Annotated in this window: 14 protein-coding genes; 4 read left to right on the top strand and 10 right to left on the bottom strand. The window is 44.6% G+C overall.

What is annotated here, in order from left to right:
• Positions 1-25 precede the first annotated feature (25 nt).
• Positions 26-1,939, top strand: coding sequence for a methyl-accepting chemotaxis protein (locus Q4549_RS20295; protein ID WP_303511322.1), 1,914 nt, complete (start codon positions 26-28; stop codon positions 1,937-1,939).
• Positions 1,940-2,038: 99 nt separating this feature from the next.
• Here Q4549_RS20295 and Q4549_RS20290 read toward each other — a convergent pair whose 3' ends face one another.
• The 3 genes from Q4549_RS20290 to Q4549_RS20280 form a co-directional block, all read right to left on the bottom strand.
• Positions 2,039-3,331, bottom strand: coding sequence for a TRAP transporter large permease subunit (locus Q4549_RS20290; RefSeq protein ID WP_137674165.1), 1,293 nt, complete (start codon positions 3,329-3,331; stop codon positions 2,039-2,041).
• Between the two features lie 26 nt (positions 3,332-3,357).
• The gene (locus Q4549_RS20285) at positions 3,358-3,858 is read right to left on the bottom strand and encodes a TRAP transporter small permease subunit (protein WP_303511320.1); all 501 of its coding nucleotides are present in this window, start codon (positions 3,856-3,858) and stop codon (positions 3,358-3,360) included.
• A gap of 79 nt (positions 3,859-3,937) precedes the next feature.
• Entirely contained in the window at positions 3,938-5,011 is a 1,074-nt protein-coding gene (locus Q4549_RS20280; RefSeq protein ID WP_137674167.1) for a TRAP transporter substrate-binding protein, read from the bottom strand.
• 247 nt (positions 5,012-5,258) lie between these two features.
• Here Q4549_RS20280 and Q4549_RS20275 point away from each other — a divergent pair, with 247 nt between their 5' ends.
• Genes Q4549_RS20275 through Q4549_RS20265 form a run of 3 tightly spaced genes read left to right on the top strand, consistent with a single transcriptional unit; the run spans position 5,259 to position 7,503 of the window.
• Complete coding sequence (locus tag Q4549_RS20275; RefSeq protein WP_303511317.1) at positions 5,259-6,689, top strand: cache domain-containing protein; 1,431 nt, start codon at positions 5,259-5,261, stop codon at positions 6,687-6,689.
• Positions 6,686-7,309: a response regulator transcription factor gene (locus tag Q4549_RS20270; protein ID WP_303554202.1), complete on the top strand. Its 624-nt coding sequence runs from the start codon at positions 6,686-6,688 to the stop codon at positions 7,307-7,309. The genes Q4549_RS20275 and Q4549_RS20270 overlap by 4 nt, the downstream gene beginning before the upstream one ends.
• A 20-nt stretch (positions 7,310-7,329) precedes the next feature.
• The gene (locus Q4549_RS20265) at positions 7,330-7,503 is read left to right on the top strand and encodes a hypothetical protein (RefSeq protein WP_303554200.1); all 174 of its coding nucleotides are present in this window, start codon (positions 7,330-7,332) and stop codon (positions 7,501-7,503) included.
• 2 nt (positions 7,504-7,505) lie between these two features.
• Here Q4549_RS20265 and Q4549_RS20260 read toward each other — a convergent pair whose 3' ends face one another.
• The 7 genes from Q4549_RS20260 to Q4549_RS20230 form a co-directional block, all read right to left on the bottom strand.
• Positions 7,506-7,724, bottom strand: coding sequence for a DUF2789 family protein (locus Q4549_RS20260; protein ID WP_235836237.1), 219 nt, complete (start codon positions 7,722-7,724; stop codon positions 7,506-7,508).
• A 76-nt stretch (positions 7,725-7,800) separates the two neighbouring features.
• The gene (locus tag Q4549_RS20255) at positions 7,801-8,778 is read right to left on the bottom strand and encodes a D-cysteine desulfhydrase family protein (RefSeq protein WP_303554198.1); all 978 of its coding nucleotides are present in this window, start codon (positions 8,776-8,778) and stop codon (positions 7,801-7,803) included.
• Between the two features lie 47 nt (positions 8,779-8,825).
• Positions 8,826-10,505: a DUF342 domain-containing protein gene (locus tag Q4549_RS20250; RefSeq protein WP_303554196.1), complete on the bottom strand. Its 1,680-nt coding sequence runs from the start codon at positions 10,503-10,505 to the stop codon at positions 8,826-8,828.
• Positions 10,506-10,802: 297 nt separating this feature from the next.
• Positions 10,803-13,352: a S8 family peptidase gene (locus Q4549_RS20245; RefSeq protein WP_303554194.1), complete on the bottom strand. Its 2,550-nt coding sequence runs from the start codon at positions 13,350-13,352 to the stop codon at positions 10,803-10,805.
• Positions 13,353-13,534: 182 nt separating this feature from the next.
• Positions 13,535-14,188 (bottom strand): hypothetical protein, encoded by a 654-nt coding sequence (locus tag Q4549_RS20240; RefSeq protein WP_303554192.1) that lies wholly within the window; start codon positions 14,186-14,188, stop codon positions 13,535-13,537.
• Between the two features lie 19 nt (positions 14,189-14,207).
• Complete coding sequence (locus Q4549_RS20235) at positions 14,208-15,419, bottom strand: flagellar assembly protein T N-terminal domain-containing protein (protein WP_303554190.1); 1,212 nt, start codon at positions 15,417-15,419, stop codon at positions 14,208-14,210.
• A gap of 9 nt (positions 15,420-15,428) precedes the next feature.
• The gene (locus Q4549_RS20230) at positions 15,429-16,187 is read right to left on the bottom strand and encodes a flagellar basal body L-ring protein FlgH (RefSeq protein WP_137674175.1); all 759 of its coding nucleotides are present in this window, start codon (positions 16,185-16,187) and stop codon (positions 15,429-15,431) included.
• Between the last annotated feature and the right edge of the window lie 802 nt (positions 16,188-16,989).

Raw genomic sequence — 16,989 nt, 5'->3', positions numbered from 1 at the left:
CCTTTTGGCGATCCTAGGAGGGATAATGTTCTTTAACCAACTTACCATTCGTAAAAAACTCACCATCACCATCGTATTAGCCGTGCTTGCGTCTACCAGTATTATTGGTCTGGTTAGCCAGCGCCAAGCACAAACCATTATCGAAAACAGAATGGTAAACAACGAGCTACCAGCCTTACTTAAACAAATCCGTAATAGAATCGACAAAGAAGTGACCGTGCTGCTGCAATCAGCCGAACAACTAGCAAACAATGTTTTTGTTGAAGAGCGCACCCTAAAATCAACCAAGCCAAATTCAGAAACTCAATTGATTGAAATGCTGGGGCGTTTAAAAGAACAATATGGCCTAGCTGATGCCTCGGTTTCTAACCGAAAAACCGCCAACTACTGGAATCAAAAAGGATTTTTACGCCAATTGAACCCTGATCGAGACAGCTGGTTTTTTGCCTTTCGTGACTCAGGCAAAGAAACCATGGTCAGCGTATATTCCTCCACCACAGAAGAAACCAAATTGTTTCTAAACTACCAACAGGTGAATGGCCACACCATGTCTGGTGTATCTAAACCAATGGATGAGATGATCGCCTTTCTCGACAGTTTTAAAATCGAAGAAAGTGGCTTTGTTTTCCTTAGTGACGGCGAAGGTATGATTCGTTTACATCGTAATAAAGAGCTCGTAGGAAAGGTGTCACTCGCCCAAGAGTTTGGCGACGCCACCAGTTCGCTGTTTAATAAACAAGGCTTTAGTTTGGTTGAAGTGAACCACCAAGGTAAACAGCTATTTCTAGGCTCAAGTTATATTGAATCCATGGACTGGTACTTGATTGCACAGGTACCTAAAGACGAGGTATTTGAAGAGCTGTATCAATCTCGTTATTACATGATAGTGACCACTCTCATTGTTATTGGCATTTTCTTACTGGTCGCAGTGTGGCTGGCAGGTACCATTACTCGCCCCATCGCTAAACTTGCCGACGTTTTTCAAGATTTAGGTGAAGGTGAAGGCGATTTACGCCAGCGGTTAGATGCCGACAACAAAGATGAAATGGCGAAACTGGCGATGGGCTTTAATAGCTTTATTGAAAAAATTCACCGTTCAGTAAGCTCTGTAGCTGAAACTGGCGACCACCTCGGTGAAGCTTCTCGCTCTGTGGCAAGCCAATCTCAGCGAACTTTAGAGAACACCCAGCACCAGCAAGATCGAGTAACCCAAGTGGCTACCGCCATCAATCAAATGGGTTCGACGGTAAATGAAATTGCCAACAACGCCTCGCAAGCCGCCGATGCCGCGCAAGATGCAGAGAAAGAATCAGATAAAGGCCAACAGGTAGTACTTAAAGCGCGTGACAACATCATGCACTTGGCCGAAGAGATGCAACAAGTAGCCACCGTTGTCGCGTCACTCGCCGAAAGCAGCCAATCTATTGGCAGCATCTTAGACGTTATTCGAGGTATTTCTGACCAAACTAACTTGTTGGCACTAAACGCCGCTATTGAAGCAGCCAGAGCGGGAGAGCAAGGGCGAGGATTTGCGGTAGTTGCCGATGAAGTGCGTAGCTTAGCTGGGCGAACTGCCGAGTCTACAGACGAGATTCAGCAGATGATTAACAACCTGCAAGAACAAGCGGCCCGAGCAGTAAACGCCATTGAACAGAGCAGTGGAATGAGTACCCAAGGCGCTGAAGAAGCCGGTCACGCTTATTCCGCCTTGCAAGAAATTTCTAATCGAGTCACCTTGATTTCGGATATGAATATTCAAGTGGCCACCGCCACCGAGGAGCAGTCATCGGTCGTTAGTGAGCTAAATGGTAACGTAGAAGAAATTAACCTTAGCACTCAAGAAGCTACCGACACTGCAGCTGAGTTGTCGGAAGCCAGTAAGTCACTCAAGCAACTGGCTGATAAGCTGGCTGAGTTGGTGGGCAGCTTCAAACTGTAAGGCTAGCCACTAGATACAAAAAAGAGGCCTATTTGGCCTCTTTTTTATTACTCTACAAAGGTTTACCCAATGGTTTAATTGATGGTTTAATTGATGGTTCTACATACCAAAGCCATAAAACTCAGGGAATACCAATATCGACGCTAACACCATTATTTGTAAGATAATAAAGGGAACCACTCCCTTATAGATGTCGGTGGTTTGAACCTCGGGCGGCGCCACCCCTTTTAGGTAAAATAAACTAAACCCAAAGGGCGGCGTAAGGAACGAGGTTTGTAAGTTCATCGCAATCAAAATAGCAAACCACGTTAAATCGATGCCAAGTAACTCAGCCACTGGGTACAACATTGGCACCACAATAAATGAGATTTCTACGAAGTCGATAAAAAAGCCCAGAATCAAAATCACAATCATGGTTAAGATTAAGAAGCCCCATTTCTCACCCGGAAGGCTGGTCATCACTTCTTCAATCACTTCTTCGCCGCCGGTATAAGAAAACACCATCGAGAAGGCCGTTGCACCAATAAAGATAGCAAATACCATTGAGGTGACTTTTACTGTCTCAATTGATGCTTCGTAAACAATTTTCCAAGAAAACTGACGGTAAATAATCGATAGAATAATCGCGCCAATGCCACCAATTGCTGATGACTCAGTTGGTGTAGCTATACCGTAGAAAATAGACCCTAATACTGCAATCATTAACGCTAATGGCGGAGCGATGGCCTTAAAGGCATTCCAACATGGTTGCACACCATGACCAGCAGCTTCGTCTTTAGGTAAAGCAGGGGCTGATTCTGGTTTAAAGTAAGAAACCCCTAGTACATAAAGTATGAACGCGCCCACCAATACAGCACCAGGCAATAGCGCAGCTTTAAACAAATCGCCCACCGGCACCCCCATTACATCACCCAAAATAATCAAGATGATAGAAGGAGGAATAATTTGTCCAAGCGTGCCCGAAGCACAAATGACCCCAGAGGCTAAACGCTTGTCATATTTATATTTAAGCATCACTGGCAACGAGATTACGCCCATGGCGACAACCGACGCACCCACCACTCCAGTAGAGGCAGCCAACAAAGCGCCCACTAAAATGGTAGATACCGCCAAACCACCACGAACCCGGCCAAACAGTTGGCCCATCGCTTCTAACAGTTGCTCAGCCAAACGGGTTTTCTGCAATACAATGCCCATGAAGATGAACAACGGTACCGCCATTAACACCGAGTTTTGCATAATGCTCATTATGCGATACGGCATAAAGGCAAACAGGTCTATGCCTTCTGCAAATACGCCAAAAACCAGCGCGACACCACCAAAGATAAAGGCTACCGGAAAACCAGTAAGCAGCATTAGCAAGGCCACGAAAAACATGACTATCCCAATCATGACAACTTCCTTTTTGTTATTACGAGCTAGGCGGTATTTCGCAGCTGAATAAGATTTTTAAGCAACATGCCAAAGCCACTTACAGCTAAACATATCGCGGAGATGGGAATCATTGATTTGATGATCCAACGATAGGGCAAGCCACCAGGGTCACCACTGGTTTCACCCAAATTGTAAGATTCCAAGGCAAAGTCGTAGCCATACCAAGCAATTAATCCACAAAAGGGAAACAGAAAAAATACTACACCCAAGCTGTCTATCCAGGCGCGTTTGCGACTCGACAACTTGTCATAAATAATGTCTACACGAACATGCCCCTCGGCCTGCAAAGTAGAAGCAATACCTAATAAAAACATTGCTGCAAATAAATGCCACTCTAGCTCTTGCATACCAATTGAGCTGGAGCGAAAAAAGTAACGCATGATCACGTCATAAAAGATGTTTACCAACATTAACAGCATCAGTACCGCTGTTAGACCTGCTATGGCCTTGGAGAATCCATCTACTGCTCGTTGCAAACGCAACATCCCTAGCCTCCCAAGCAATCCACTTGCTTATTCTGGTTTAGCTGATGGAGCCGCAATACTCTGCGGCTCCAACTATGCTCTACAAACCTTCGGTACTGTTTAAGTAACCTTGTTCTGAAATCGCGGTATAAGCGCGAACTTGTTGCATGTACTGCTGTTGAGACTCAATGATTTTAGCGGCCATTGGGTCAGCTGCTGCTTTCTCTTTTAACAAATCATCGTTAGCCGTTTTAAGCGCTTTGATGACTTCTGGTGGGAAAGTTTTCACCTGAATATCAGGGAACTCTTGCAACATGGTTTGCCAGTTTTTAGCGCTTTCTGCATAAGAGTGTATATACATGTCGTAGGCAGCTTTACGCATTGCTACAGCCAAAATAGCTTGTAAGTCCGCTGGCATTTTTTCTAACTTTTTCTTGTTAGCAATAAACATCAGCTCGGTGGCTGGCTCGTGCCACCCCATGTAGTAGTAAGGGGCAATTTTATGAAAGCCCATGCGCAAATCTAACGAAGGGCCTACCCATTCCAACGCATCAATAGTGTTGCGCTCAAGTGCGGTGTAAAGCTCACCCGGCGGAATATTCACTGGCGTAGCACCTAGCTTAGCCAATACTTCGCCGGCGAAACCCGGGATACGCATTTTCAGGTTTTCTAAATCACCCACCGAGTTGATTTCTTTACGGAACCAACCACCCATTTGCACCCCTGTGTTACCACCAGGGAACGGCACTAAGTTGTGGTCAGCATAAACTTGGTTCATCAAGTCTTGACCACCACCATATTGCAACCAAGCGTGTTGCTCTGGTGCATTCATACCAAATGGCATGGTAGTGAAGTAAAGGGTATTAGGCACTTTACCTTTGTAGTAGTAAGACGCTGTATGGCCTAGGTCATACTGGCCACTTTTTACTAGATCAAAAACACCGAATGGTGCTTTGTGTTTGTTCGAAGAGTCAACACGGATCTTTAAACGACCATTCGACATTTCGTCGGCCATTTTCACCATGTTTTTCACCGCATCACCAAAAACGGGGAAGTTAGGGCCCCAAGTTTCAGCCAGTTTTAGTTTGTACACTTTATCGGCTGAAACAGCTGCCGAACTAAACGCGATAATAGCAGAAGCCAGCAGAGTTTTACTGCAGAGGGACTTAAGCATGTTGTTCTCCCTTTCGTTGTTATTTTCCATTGTTGGTTAAATGTTCTAGATGTAAACCAACTGCTTAATGGTCACCTTTAATGTTAGCGACTTGTTACAATAAAACCTATCCGCTAAAGCACGGTTTTTTTCTACGTAAGATCACGTACACGCTAGACTTTGGTAGGAGTGAGAGCTAGATCACTATTTTTAGGAAATAGCATAGATTAACATATAGTTAACATTCTCTTTGTTAGGCCGTCACGAGATGTGGTCCCTCAAGTTTAAAATTATCTTGTTATCAATTGTTCCTCTAGTTTGTGTTACTGCGCTAATTGCTACCCTGGTTTTTAAACAATCTTCGATTCTTACCGACCAACAGCTGGCGCTGATCAAAGAAAACATCATGCGCAGTAAAACCCTAGAGCTGCAAAACCATATCGACCAAGCTTTTGCCAGCATTCGCGACATTTACGAACCCGCAGCCGCCGATGACGAGCACGCTAAACATCAAGTACGGGAACTACTAAATCGCCTGCGCTTTGCCGAAGACGGCTACTTTTTTGCCTACACCTTAAAAGGGGTGAATTTAGTTCATCCAATCCAACCCGAGTTAGTCGGTCAGAACCTCTGGGATTTTGAAGACTCTGAGGGCACTCATCTAATCCAAGACTTAATTGCCCAAGCCAAGGCTGGCGGCGGCTTTAGTAATTACTTATGGGAAAAACCCAGCACTGGAAAACGCGTTCAAAAGCTTGGTTACGTGGTGATGCTAGACAAATGGCAATGGATGTTTGGTACTGGCGTATATTTAGATGATGTGGATGTAGAGCTCGCCAAGCTGGAAATGCAAACTCAAGAGAACATTAATAGAACCTTTATCTGGTTATTTATCATTACCACTATTTCAGGGATTTTAATCGCTTTTTTAGGGGCATCTTTAAATATTTCGGAGCATAAACTAGCAGACAAAAAGCTAAAAGAACTTACCCAGCGGATTATTGATTCGCAAGAACAAGAACGCCAGCGTGTATCGCGCGAGCTTCACGATGGCATTAACCAACTACTGGTCTCTATTAAGTATCGCCTAGAAAGCGCCACCGAATGTAACAATACACCAGCTTCGGTAGCCGCCAGCCTTAATCAAGGCCTAGGTACCATTAATGAAGCCATTGGCGAAATTCGTCGTATCTCTAAAGATTTACGCCCCAGCGTGTTAGATGACCTGGGTTTAGCGGCCGCATTAGGCGGTTTTTGCCAAGAGTTTGAACACCGTACAGGAATAGATGTGTTTTTAGAGTGCGACATTGATAACCTAAATATACCGTCTACGGTTGAAACCACCTTTTATCGCATCACTCAAGAAGCACTGCAGAACGTGGAAAAGCATGCACAAGCCGACACCGTGGACATAGTGTTAAACCAGCATGCAAAAACCTTAGTGATGAAGATCAGAGACAATGGTATTGGTTTTGAGATGGGTAAAAGAGTACGCCGCCACTCTATTAAAGAGCTCACTCGACGACCAGAACTGGCCAGCAGCGGCCTTGGCTTACGCAATATTTTTGAACGCATTGCCCATATCGACGGCCACGTAGACGTAGACAGTCAATTAGGAGAAGGGACACTGATAACGATTAAAGTACCACTGCTAGAAGTTGAAACAGCTGTTAAGGCTATTCAAGAGCAAACTGCATGACCAGTATTCTATTGGTAGACGATCACCCCTTAGTTCAAGACGGACTAAAAATGCGACTAGAAGCCAACCCCGGCTTTAATGTTGTAGGCACTGCGGCAGATGGGGAGCAAGCCTTAAGTATGGCGCAGCAACTTTGCCCAGACATTGTGCTTACCGATATAAACATGCCTAAGTTAAATGGTATTCAGCTGCTAGAAGCGTTGGCAGAACAATGTCCAAACAGCAAAGTGGTGATGCTTAGCATGCACGACAATAAAGAGTATGTGCAGAACGCGATGCGTAATGGAGCCAAAGGATATTTACTGAAAGATATTGCCTCCAGCGAGCTGATCAGCGCGTTGGAAGCAATAGCCAATGGTGGCCGCTACATCAGTGCCGGTGTATCCAACATGCTGTTTGATAATGAGAGCAGCTCCAGCACAGTAAGCTTAACCAAACGTGAGCAGCAAGTACTGCGCCTGCTAGCCACTGGTTGCGGTAACAAAAAAATCGCTGATAGTTTATCGATTAGTATTAGAACCGTGGAAACTCACACTTTAAAAATCCGTCGTAAATTGGATTTAGACAGCAGCGTTGCCATGATTAAATACGCCATTGAACATTATGGCAGCGAAAAATAAGCAAACGCTAAGGATAGCCTTTGAATCAATCTGTAAAAATTAAGCCTCAGTGCTACAAACAAACATCACAACATGTCCGCTTCGTAAGTGGTGTTTGCCAAGCTAAAGACCATAATGCCCAGCAGTTTAACTTTAGCACGGCCTTAGAACAGGCTTTAAATGCGATTGAGAACGTGCGGCGACCAAAAAGCTAAATCTAGCGCAGCATATTATCCAGCTGATCAACTAACTCAGCCCAATCAGCGTCTTGCTCAACCGCTTCAGCCAAAAAACTCGCCTGGGTGGGAGTCCAAAAACTGGCTTTATGTAATACCACTCCAGCAGCAATTGGCCCCTTGTCGGTAACAAATTGAGCAATCCCATTAATCGAAGGATCTAAGCCTAGCTGTTCAAACAAATCACTCAGTGTATGCATTCCTGATTCCATAATACGCCCTCAAAATGTGTTCGATTTATGAATACTATAAACTCACTATGCTTAATAGCTTAGTTTAGCTTAGTAACTGCTTAGCGTAGGCAAACAAGGCGGGGGTTCCACCGGTATGCCAAAACAGTATTTTTTGCTGGGAGGAGTATTTCCCTTGCCGTACTCGAGCAATTAGCCCCGCCATCGCTTTGGCGGTATAAACCGGATCTAATAGTATCCCTTCGGTCTCGGCCAGTAACATAATGGCCTCTCGCTCAGCATCCCCTAACACTGCATAACCTTCACCAAGATATTCATCATCTAAACAAACGTCTCTGGCGCTAAATTGAGAATCAAGGCTAAATTGTTTACTCGCGCTATTAGCCAAATCAGCAATGGTTTGGCCGAAATGTTGAGCGCGATGGTTGGCCTTATCGATATTAATCCCGCGCAACTGGATCGATGAGTTTAAGTAAGCTTTCGCTAACATTAAGCCTGCATGGGTCGCGCCAGAGCTTGAAGCAAATACAATCTCTTCAATATCGCTTTGCTGTTGCAATAGCTCTTCTAAAGCAGCAGCAAAACCTAAACAGCCAATCGCGTCGGAGCCACCATAAGGCACCACATAGGGTCTTAAGCCTTTGCTTTTAAGCTGAACCTCGAGTGCTGCTATACCTTCGCCCTTTCTTTGTTCACCTGTCCAAATAACCGTCGCGCCAAACAGTTTATCAAGCAATACATTACCTTGGGCATGTTCTGGGGCTTTGCCACCTAATAGTAAATAGCAGGGTAAATTGAGCTTAGCGGCAGCGGCTGCAGTTTGTCGGCAATGATTAGATTGAGCGGCTCCAGCACTGATTATGCAATCAGCTTTCTGTTGCAGCGCTTCACCTAGCAAAAACTCTAACTTGCGGACTTTATTACCACCTAGGGCTAATCCACTTAAGTCATCACGCTTAATATAGATTTGCGGGCCGGCTAGGTGCGCCGATAAGCTCGGTAAGCTATGCATTGGGGTAGGGAAAAAGCCTAACGGCTGTCGCGCGATAGATTGCCAGTTCATTATTATTCCCTCATTTATAACACACTATATGGAGGGAAAATTGATGGCTATTTTTTCCCTGGCATTAACGGAACAAAACTAATTTTTCCGTTTTCATATTGAGTTTCGGTGGGTCCGTACTCACGATTAGTAAACAGCTTTTGGCCAACAATGTCGAGACGCACATTGGGGTGCAGCTCTTTCTTAACAGTAAGCCGAGCATTAGCAAAAAACTCGTCTTCCATTTGCTGATTGTAGTCCAAGGCAAAATCAATCTGTACAAGCTCTTGGCGAGTATGGTGCATAGTGGCAGACAGCTTTTCTGCCGTGCCCTCTTCGCGGTCTTCTTGCTTGGTAGAGCTCAACCTCATTTGTGCATCAAGCACCTTGCTGAGCTTTTGATGTAGGTTATGTTTGATATTGTTAAGGCTACGGCGCTCGTCTTGAATACCTTCAAACTCACCTGATATACGCAACTGCGTGGCGGTACCGGCTGTTGCTCCCAACACTACGGCGCTAATCTCTCCGCCAGCATCAATTGAACCACCAACTAAGGTGCCGCGCAAACCACCGGCATCACTTACCGTAACTTTGCCATCGGTTTCAATTTTACTGTGGAGCATTTGACTGGTAATGGTAACGTCTTTTACCGTTTCGATATGTGAATATTGCACAAAGGTAGCGTGCAGCTCGCCTTTTGCATTGACCTTACAAGAGAAGTTTTCGTCACCTTCCATTAGGCGATGACCAATAATACCTTTACCCACCACTACATCGCCGCCGGCGGTAATATCTGCCGACTCTACAAAGCCATTAATGTGCACATCACCAGTAGCTTTAACCTTCATGCCTTCACCAACATTACCGGTGATTAACACACTGCCAGCGAAATCTACGTGTCCATAACTCACGTCTACGCTTTTAATGGATAATACATCGTCAACCTTCATACCATTTTCAATTTCTAGTGGTAATCCGGTTCTATCAGCAAGCAATAAGTTAGCGTCATTAGGGGCAATTTTAGTGCCTTCACCCACAGTGAACGGCTGCTCATGGCCTTGTTTAAATGGTAGCTCTTCACCGCAAACATTTTTACCCGCTTGACCAACGGTATGTGGATGACGGCGCATCAATTCAACCTCAGGTTCAACCGTTTCTAGGTTGCCTAAGTCTCGCATATCAACGCGACCATCTTCGGTTTCTTTAGGTTTAAGTAGGCGCTCTTTTGGGGTGGCAACAAAGCGTTCGAAGCGGCTATCTTCACCATCGACTGAAGGACGGCCTAAAGCCACCACTTTCTTAGTTTTTACGCCTGGGTCGGCTTGTTTAGCAGTAGCGAGTAAGTTCAAAGCACGTTGTTTTTGTAAACCAAATACCACACCAGCTTCTTGCATAGCACTTACCAACTCCCCTTGAGAAATTGGATTTCCAGCGTAGGCTGCAGTGATCATGGCTCGTGCTACCATTTTGTCTTCAGACACATCAATGGTGATTTCAGCGTTTCTAATATTAGCTAACTTAACAAAGGTTTCACCCCATTGCTCAATCAGCTCTGGCGACTCACGTAGCTCGGCAAACTTGGCTACAGCATCGTCAATCGCTTCTGGATCGACAAAGTAATCACCAAAATTTGAACGAAGAATTAATGCTTTAACGTCGGTGACACTAACATGTGTCTCCTGTGGAGTTATTTCAATTAATGCCGCAAGTTTATCTTGAGATAAACGTAAACAACTTAATTCGAGCATCAAATCCCCTTTCTACTAAAAACTCAGCCTTACTACATAGCTGTGTTTACCAACGCTTATTCAATGTAATTATGCCCTGTCGCATCTTGGGAACCAATACTCCCCGAAGCTTTACTTTTCAAGTAATTGAGCTGGATCTGACTTTGCACTAATTTGCCTGCTAATAGACATATTATTAAACAAAATATCACAACTAGCTTATCAATTATCTAAATTGTATGACAAGAATCGCAGTTATACATGAATCGCTAATACCCTAATGATTTTAGGATATTAGCGGTGATAGGTGTAGAAAAGTTATTTTTTAGAGATATTCAGAGGCAACGCACGGTTACTCACGTCTTCGGTAACGATAGGCTCCACACTTAAACTAAGCTCCTTTAAGTCAGAACTCACTTCAACTGGGGTGATGTTGTTACGTACCGGATAAGCACCACATAACTCGCCTTGATCACAAATAACATAATCGTTATCGAGGTCAGTACTCACATACAAACGGTAACTTCCTTCTCGCACTTCAGCAAAGTTAAAGCTAAATACACCATTGCTCATGGAAGACAGCTGTGTGTATTTAGTTTCACTGGTTTCGCTATCTAATAACAGTATGTAAACCAAACCGTTGTCACTGGCCTGCTGGGTAGAAACAACCATAGACACTGCAACAATATGCTGCGAACTATCGGACCCAGTAATAGTAATATCGGCGCTGTAATTACCGTCACTTAAGCCGTCTCGGCTTGCTTCAATAACATAACTACCTAAACCACTACCATCAGTTGCACTAGAATCTACGGTAAGCCAAGCGGCTTGCTCTTCAACACGAGTAACGGTAAGTGCGTTAGGGCCAATGGATTGAATATTGAAGCTTACTTCGCTTTCTTGGGCACTTAAGCTAATTTGACTAATGCTTAAGCTCAAGTAGCTGCGGTCGGGGTCAAGCAAATCTAGCTGACTTTGTACCGCTTTCTCAGCGTTAAACAAGCCGTAACCAAAGGAGGAATCCTTGCCGCTGGCGCCAATATCATCACTTAGCTTTCCGTTTGCTAATAGAGATAAGAAGCTCGATGTATTTAGCTGTGGATTTAATTGCTTCATCAACGCTACGCCGCCAGCTACATGGGGAGCGGCCATGCTAGTACCGTTTAAGTATTGGTAGCTAGCACTTAAGTTACTACCACTTTCATTAACGTAAGTACTGTAAACACCATCACCATAGCCGTCACCATTCAGATCGACACTGCTATTGCCACCTGGTGCTGCTATATCAATATAGGTGCCGTAGTTTGAGTAGCTGGTAAGTTGTTTGCGAGCATCGACAGCGCTGACACCAATCACATTGTCAAAAGCGGCTGGATAACTCAGTTGCGAGGTACTTTCGTTCCCGGCTGCCGCAACCACGATAACACCTTGAGCAACAGCGTCTTGCACAGCTTTGTTAAAGGCTGAATCAAAGCCACCTCCGCCTAAACTCATATTGATAACGTCTGCGGCTTTGTTCGGTAAACGACCCGACGAGTTACTTAAACCGGCGGCGTATAACACCGCTTGGCTGATATCAAAAGTAGTACCTCCGCCAAAACCAAGCACCCGAAGGTTCATTATTTTAGCGTCTGGCGCAACGCCGGCCACACCCACAGAGTTATTAGTACGCGCTGCAACGGTACCTGCTACATGGGTACCATGCCAAGAAGAGCTGCCATTCGTTCCACTTTTATCACCAGGATCCTCAGGGTCAGTATCTACGCCATCTCCATCTAAAGATATTTGGGTATTAGAAATGAAATCCATGCCATCGGTAGTAAGTTGATCAGTTAAATCAGGATGATTCTCGAACATCCCGGTATCAAGTACGGCCACTACAACATCGCTTTGGGTTTGTCCCTGCATGGTTTGCCATGCGGCACTTAAACCAATTTGCTCATAATGCCATTGTCGCTCAACAAGGGGGTCATTTGATAATGCGCTCGCTTGATAAAGGTAGTTTGGCGTAACCTCATCACTGCCCAAGCGATACTTCAATTCTTTAATCTTGAGTAAGGTACGTTTTTTAGCGAGGTATTCTGCATTATTGCTTGGCTTTAAACCGCTAGGTGAATCAGCGCTAGTCGCTAATGCAACCGCTAGATTTTCTTCGGCACGATACAAGCTCATGCTTGGTCCTGAAGCAACAGAAGAAAGGCCGTAATCTTCGTTATTCGTCGCTCTAAACTGTTGCTCACTGCGTTGAATAATCATTTCATCAACCATGAATGCATGTTGAGTACTTAAGCTAGTACTTTCAGGGACATTTTGCTGGTTTTGATCGATAAGACGCAGAGTATAAGGGCCTTGTGATCTTAGTTGATTATCAAGATAAGCATCAACGACTACATAGTAGCTATCACTAACCGTCACTTGGATAAGCTCTGTTTTATTTGTGCCGATTGAACTAGCTACTTCAGTTTCGTCACTCACCCTATATAGGGAAAGATCAAAATCATTACTGCTTGTTTCCCAATCAGCAATTTCCAAAAACAAGGTTTGCCCAGCTTCCAAATCAACCCGATAGATATCTATCGAATCGTTCATATTAGCAAAGCGGTCACCGCTAACACCGGTAAAATGGCTAGCTAAATAGCCACTTACTACCGCAATAGGAGGGAGAACTTGAGCAGTACTAGCAGTATTATTGGACGAGTACAGCGCATTAGGGTCGTTCACATCGCTATCAACTACGGTGTTGGTAAGCACATTCGCGGTGCCACTTAGTGAGTAGCTAGGTCTATTGTCTACCACTGTAGATTCACCACCACCGCCGCCACAAGCCAACAAACTAACGACGAATAACAGTGTAAAAATCGTTTTCATATAATCCCTTACATCAACAACTGAGCTGCGCCCATGATATGCAATTAACGCACAAAATAGTATTCAAGCCCTAAGCTTTTCATCAAGCAATTATAACAAACCCTATGAAATAAGGAGAGGAAGCACAAAGTATTGGAAGGGTTACCGACCTAAAAGGGAAATAGGCCGGGTATTTACTGCGGCTAAACCTTTGGTTTATTGGGATCTAACAACTCATCGTCATTGATGTTAGCTTGTGCCTCTAACATTGCTTTTGGCACACTCCCCTTGGTAGGAACGCTTTTACCTTCTTGGCTAGTGCCAATAAGGCCGGCCGCAGACTGATTAGCGGCTGCCACTTGTAAACCACCTTCATTAACTATTTCAGCGCTGGCTAAAGCCGCTTGCTCAGCAAGTTCTTCAGCGGTAGGTAATACCTGAGTGGCACTTGGATCACCAGACAATCCGGCCACTAAGGCCGCAGCAATTCCTTGTCCTAGTTCAGTGAACTGCTTTTCAATATCAGCCTTCAATACGGTTTGCATTAAATCTGCTCCAGCCAAGCCAGCCTGAATGGGATTTCCGGTGGCTAAACCAAGACCAATATCCATAGCAGCAGGGGCAATGTCAGTAATTCCCACACCATTTTCTACCGCACCCGCTGTTTGGGCACTGCTAGCAACTTGTTCCGTTACCGGTTCTTTTTGGCTATCTGGAGTGAGCGCTTGCTTTAGCTTTTGACTAAAACTGGTATCAGTTTTCACTTCGCTAGGCTGCTGATTGCTGACATCAAGTAACTTAGGTTTGTAGGCTACGTCATTAGTAGCCAATGGCGTAGAACTATAAGATGTTGTCATGTTCCGTTCCTTTAGAATATCACTGTGAGCTGTCGGTAATCGCAAATGGATCGTTGTCCACTGCCACCAACACATCTCGTATTTGAATGTTTGCCATATCTGAAAAACGCTTGGTCGCTAACACTGCGCGGTCTGATTGCACCGACATCACCGTTAACTGAGTATCGTCTGCATTAAATATCGGGCCACGCAAGCCGCCATCTAAGTGCATCAAGTACTGCTGCCTCACCAGTTCAAACTTGTCACCTTTGCGCACGCCATTGGTTTGTCCAATATTAATCACCACCTGTCCGTTATATAAACCCACCACAGTGGCTAAACTTTGGCGGCAATACAGGGCATCCTCTACGTCTACAACCGCTTGGTCGATGTAAGAATCAATCAAGTTGCCATAGTCAGAAGACCAAAAAGTTTGTCCTGTTACGTCAAGTTTCATGGTGACATCAAATGGCCATTCTCGATTAGAGCCATAGCTCTTACGTAAGATTGTTTCGCCATTTATCCCGTCTATCACATATAACTTCACTTGAAAGTTACGCTGCTTAACAGTGCTCTTCATACCCAATAAATTGGTGCTTGTTTCGTTGTAGCTAGACATATCATTGATTTTGCCAAACAAGATGTATTGCACGTCGTATTGCGAAGATAGACTCCTCGCAACCTTCAACATTTGCGGCTCAATATCATTAGCGTAACGACCGTCAAAAGCGATTTGTCGGGTCATTAAATGCCGTGCGTCTACTCGCTTGCTCTTTAACTTGAAGCGGTGAAACAAGCGCTGAGATACTTCCTCAGGGGTACGATAAATACCACCAAGTTGTGCATGTTCGCGCTTTTGTAGCTGAAAAGGCCCAACAAACAGCGTTTTCGCATAACTGTCTTTTTCACAGGTATTAAGAGGAAAGATGTCAGCCGCAACCGTGACTGTCATTTGATCGTCTTCAATGGTCTCTACTAACAGCTTCATGTCATAAACTTCGCCATTAGTGCGCACCGTTAGCTCGTCGGTTTCTAATACTCCTGACTTCACTATCTGTAGCGACTTTACGCTTGCTCCACCTCGATACATCAGGGTAAGCAAAGCATCTTGAATCGCTTGTTGGCGCGCTTTATCCACTTGGCCGTCTACAATCTTGGCTTGGCCTTCGCCTTCAAACCACACGGCATAGCTAGGGGCGTTAACGCCCGCTAGCATTACCCATAGGCAGAAAGCCCTAATAAATAAGGACATTGGCTTTTCCTATAGTGGCCACATACTTCCACCCAAGAATGACGACAGCCAGCCTTGAGTTTGTACGTCAGCATGATCCCCGGTACCGCTAAACTCGATTCGAGCATCGGCTACTTGATAAGAACCAATAGAGTTGTTTTCACCAACATCAAGTGGTCGCACTATGCCAGTAAAGCGCATGTACTCTTTGCCGTTGTTTATTACCAACCACTTTTCACCCCGAACCACCAAGTTTCCGTTATTCAGTATGTCTACTACCGATACAGTAATGCGACCGGATAAGCGGTGGCGTTGGTTAGCATCAGAGGTTCCGTCAAAGTCTTGTTTCTGGCTCATCTCGAGTTCAACAACTTTGCCATTAATCGTTAGCGATCCGCCAGGCACAGTCACAGGGTCAAGTTTGTAGCTATTTTCTTTGGCAAGGTTTGAGCTAGCAGACTTAGTCGCCGTTGCCTCTTCTTCAAGCATCACTGTAATGGTATCGCCTAAGGCGAAAGGCGGCGTATAGCTATATAAACTGCGAGAGGTATTACTATTGAACATAGAGCCCGTAACAATCACTGGGTCGGCTGCTGGGCTAGGTTCAATTGGCGCATAAAAAGGGTCGTCAGGGATCGGAGAACGACTATCGGTACTCACCGTTACTTGGCGTTGGTTACGATCTTCTCTTTCTTGAACATCGTCAGCTACTTTTTCTACCCCGTCGACAATGGTTGAACATGCAGACAACAGTAATGTGCCGCATAACACTAAAAATCGGGAAATCATTGGTCTATTCCTACTTACGTTAGTTTCCGTTTACCACTTTCTTCCATTCGCTTTAACTTAGGCTCGAGCTTTTAGCTCAATTGTTATAATTAGTTACCTAAGTAAGCCTTAGGCTACAAATAGCAAAGCAAATGCCACTAACGTCAGTAGAAACATATCCTTACGAACATCTACATGACAAAAAATTCTGCTCAACCGACAACATTCCGTCGTTTTTGCCGCTTCTGGTTGGGCAGCCTAAAAAATGCAAATTAAATGCCATAAAATAACCAATCATCAGCATTTCATAATGTTTTTATAAAATCATATAAATTTTAATTCAGAACCGCCGATACAGCTTTAAGTGCCACAACATCTCTATTGAACGACTAAACCGCACTAATAATCGGCATTGATTACCCCAAACCGGATATTATTTGCCTAGTAATTCTACAATTCCGGCAATGCTTACCTCACGATAATCTAAAAAACCCGCAATAGATCCACAATTAGTCCGATGCCACTAGGCAACTATTTGCATTTAATGAAGCCACTTATTAACGGATAACACCTTTTAGCCCTGCGCCAAAATCCCCTCGACTTAAATTAATCAGAGACATCCTTCGATGCTCCTACCGACGTAACCTAGTACTGAGCTAAAGGCTTAAGACGGTATGACACTTTATAAAACAGAAGAGGATAAGGGATGGGGATAGATATTGATGGTGGCTATTTGCCTCGAGCGATAAATCGCAGGCAATAAAAAAGCCCGCTCATTGAGCGGGCTTAGTATTTGGCGCCTGGCGGTGGAACAGGTGCGCAG

It is taken from the genome of Agarivorans sp. 2_MG-2023 (assembly GCF_030548085.1).
Taxonomy (GTDB): Bacteria; Pseudomonadota; Gammaproteobacteria; order Enterobacterales; family Celerinatantimonadaceae; genus Agarivorans.
This window is presented reverse-complemented; position numbering and strand designations above follow the sequence as displayed.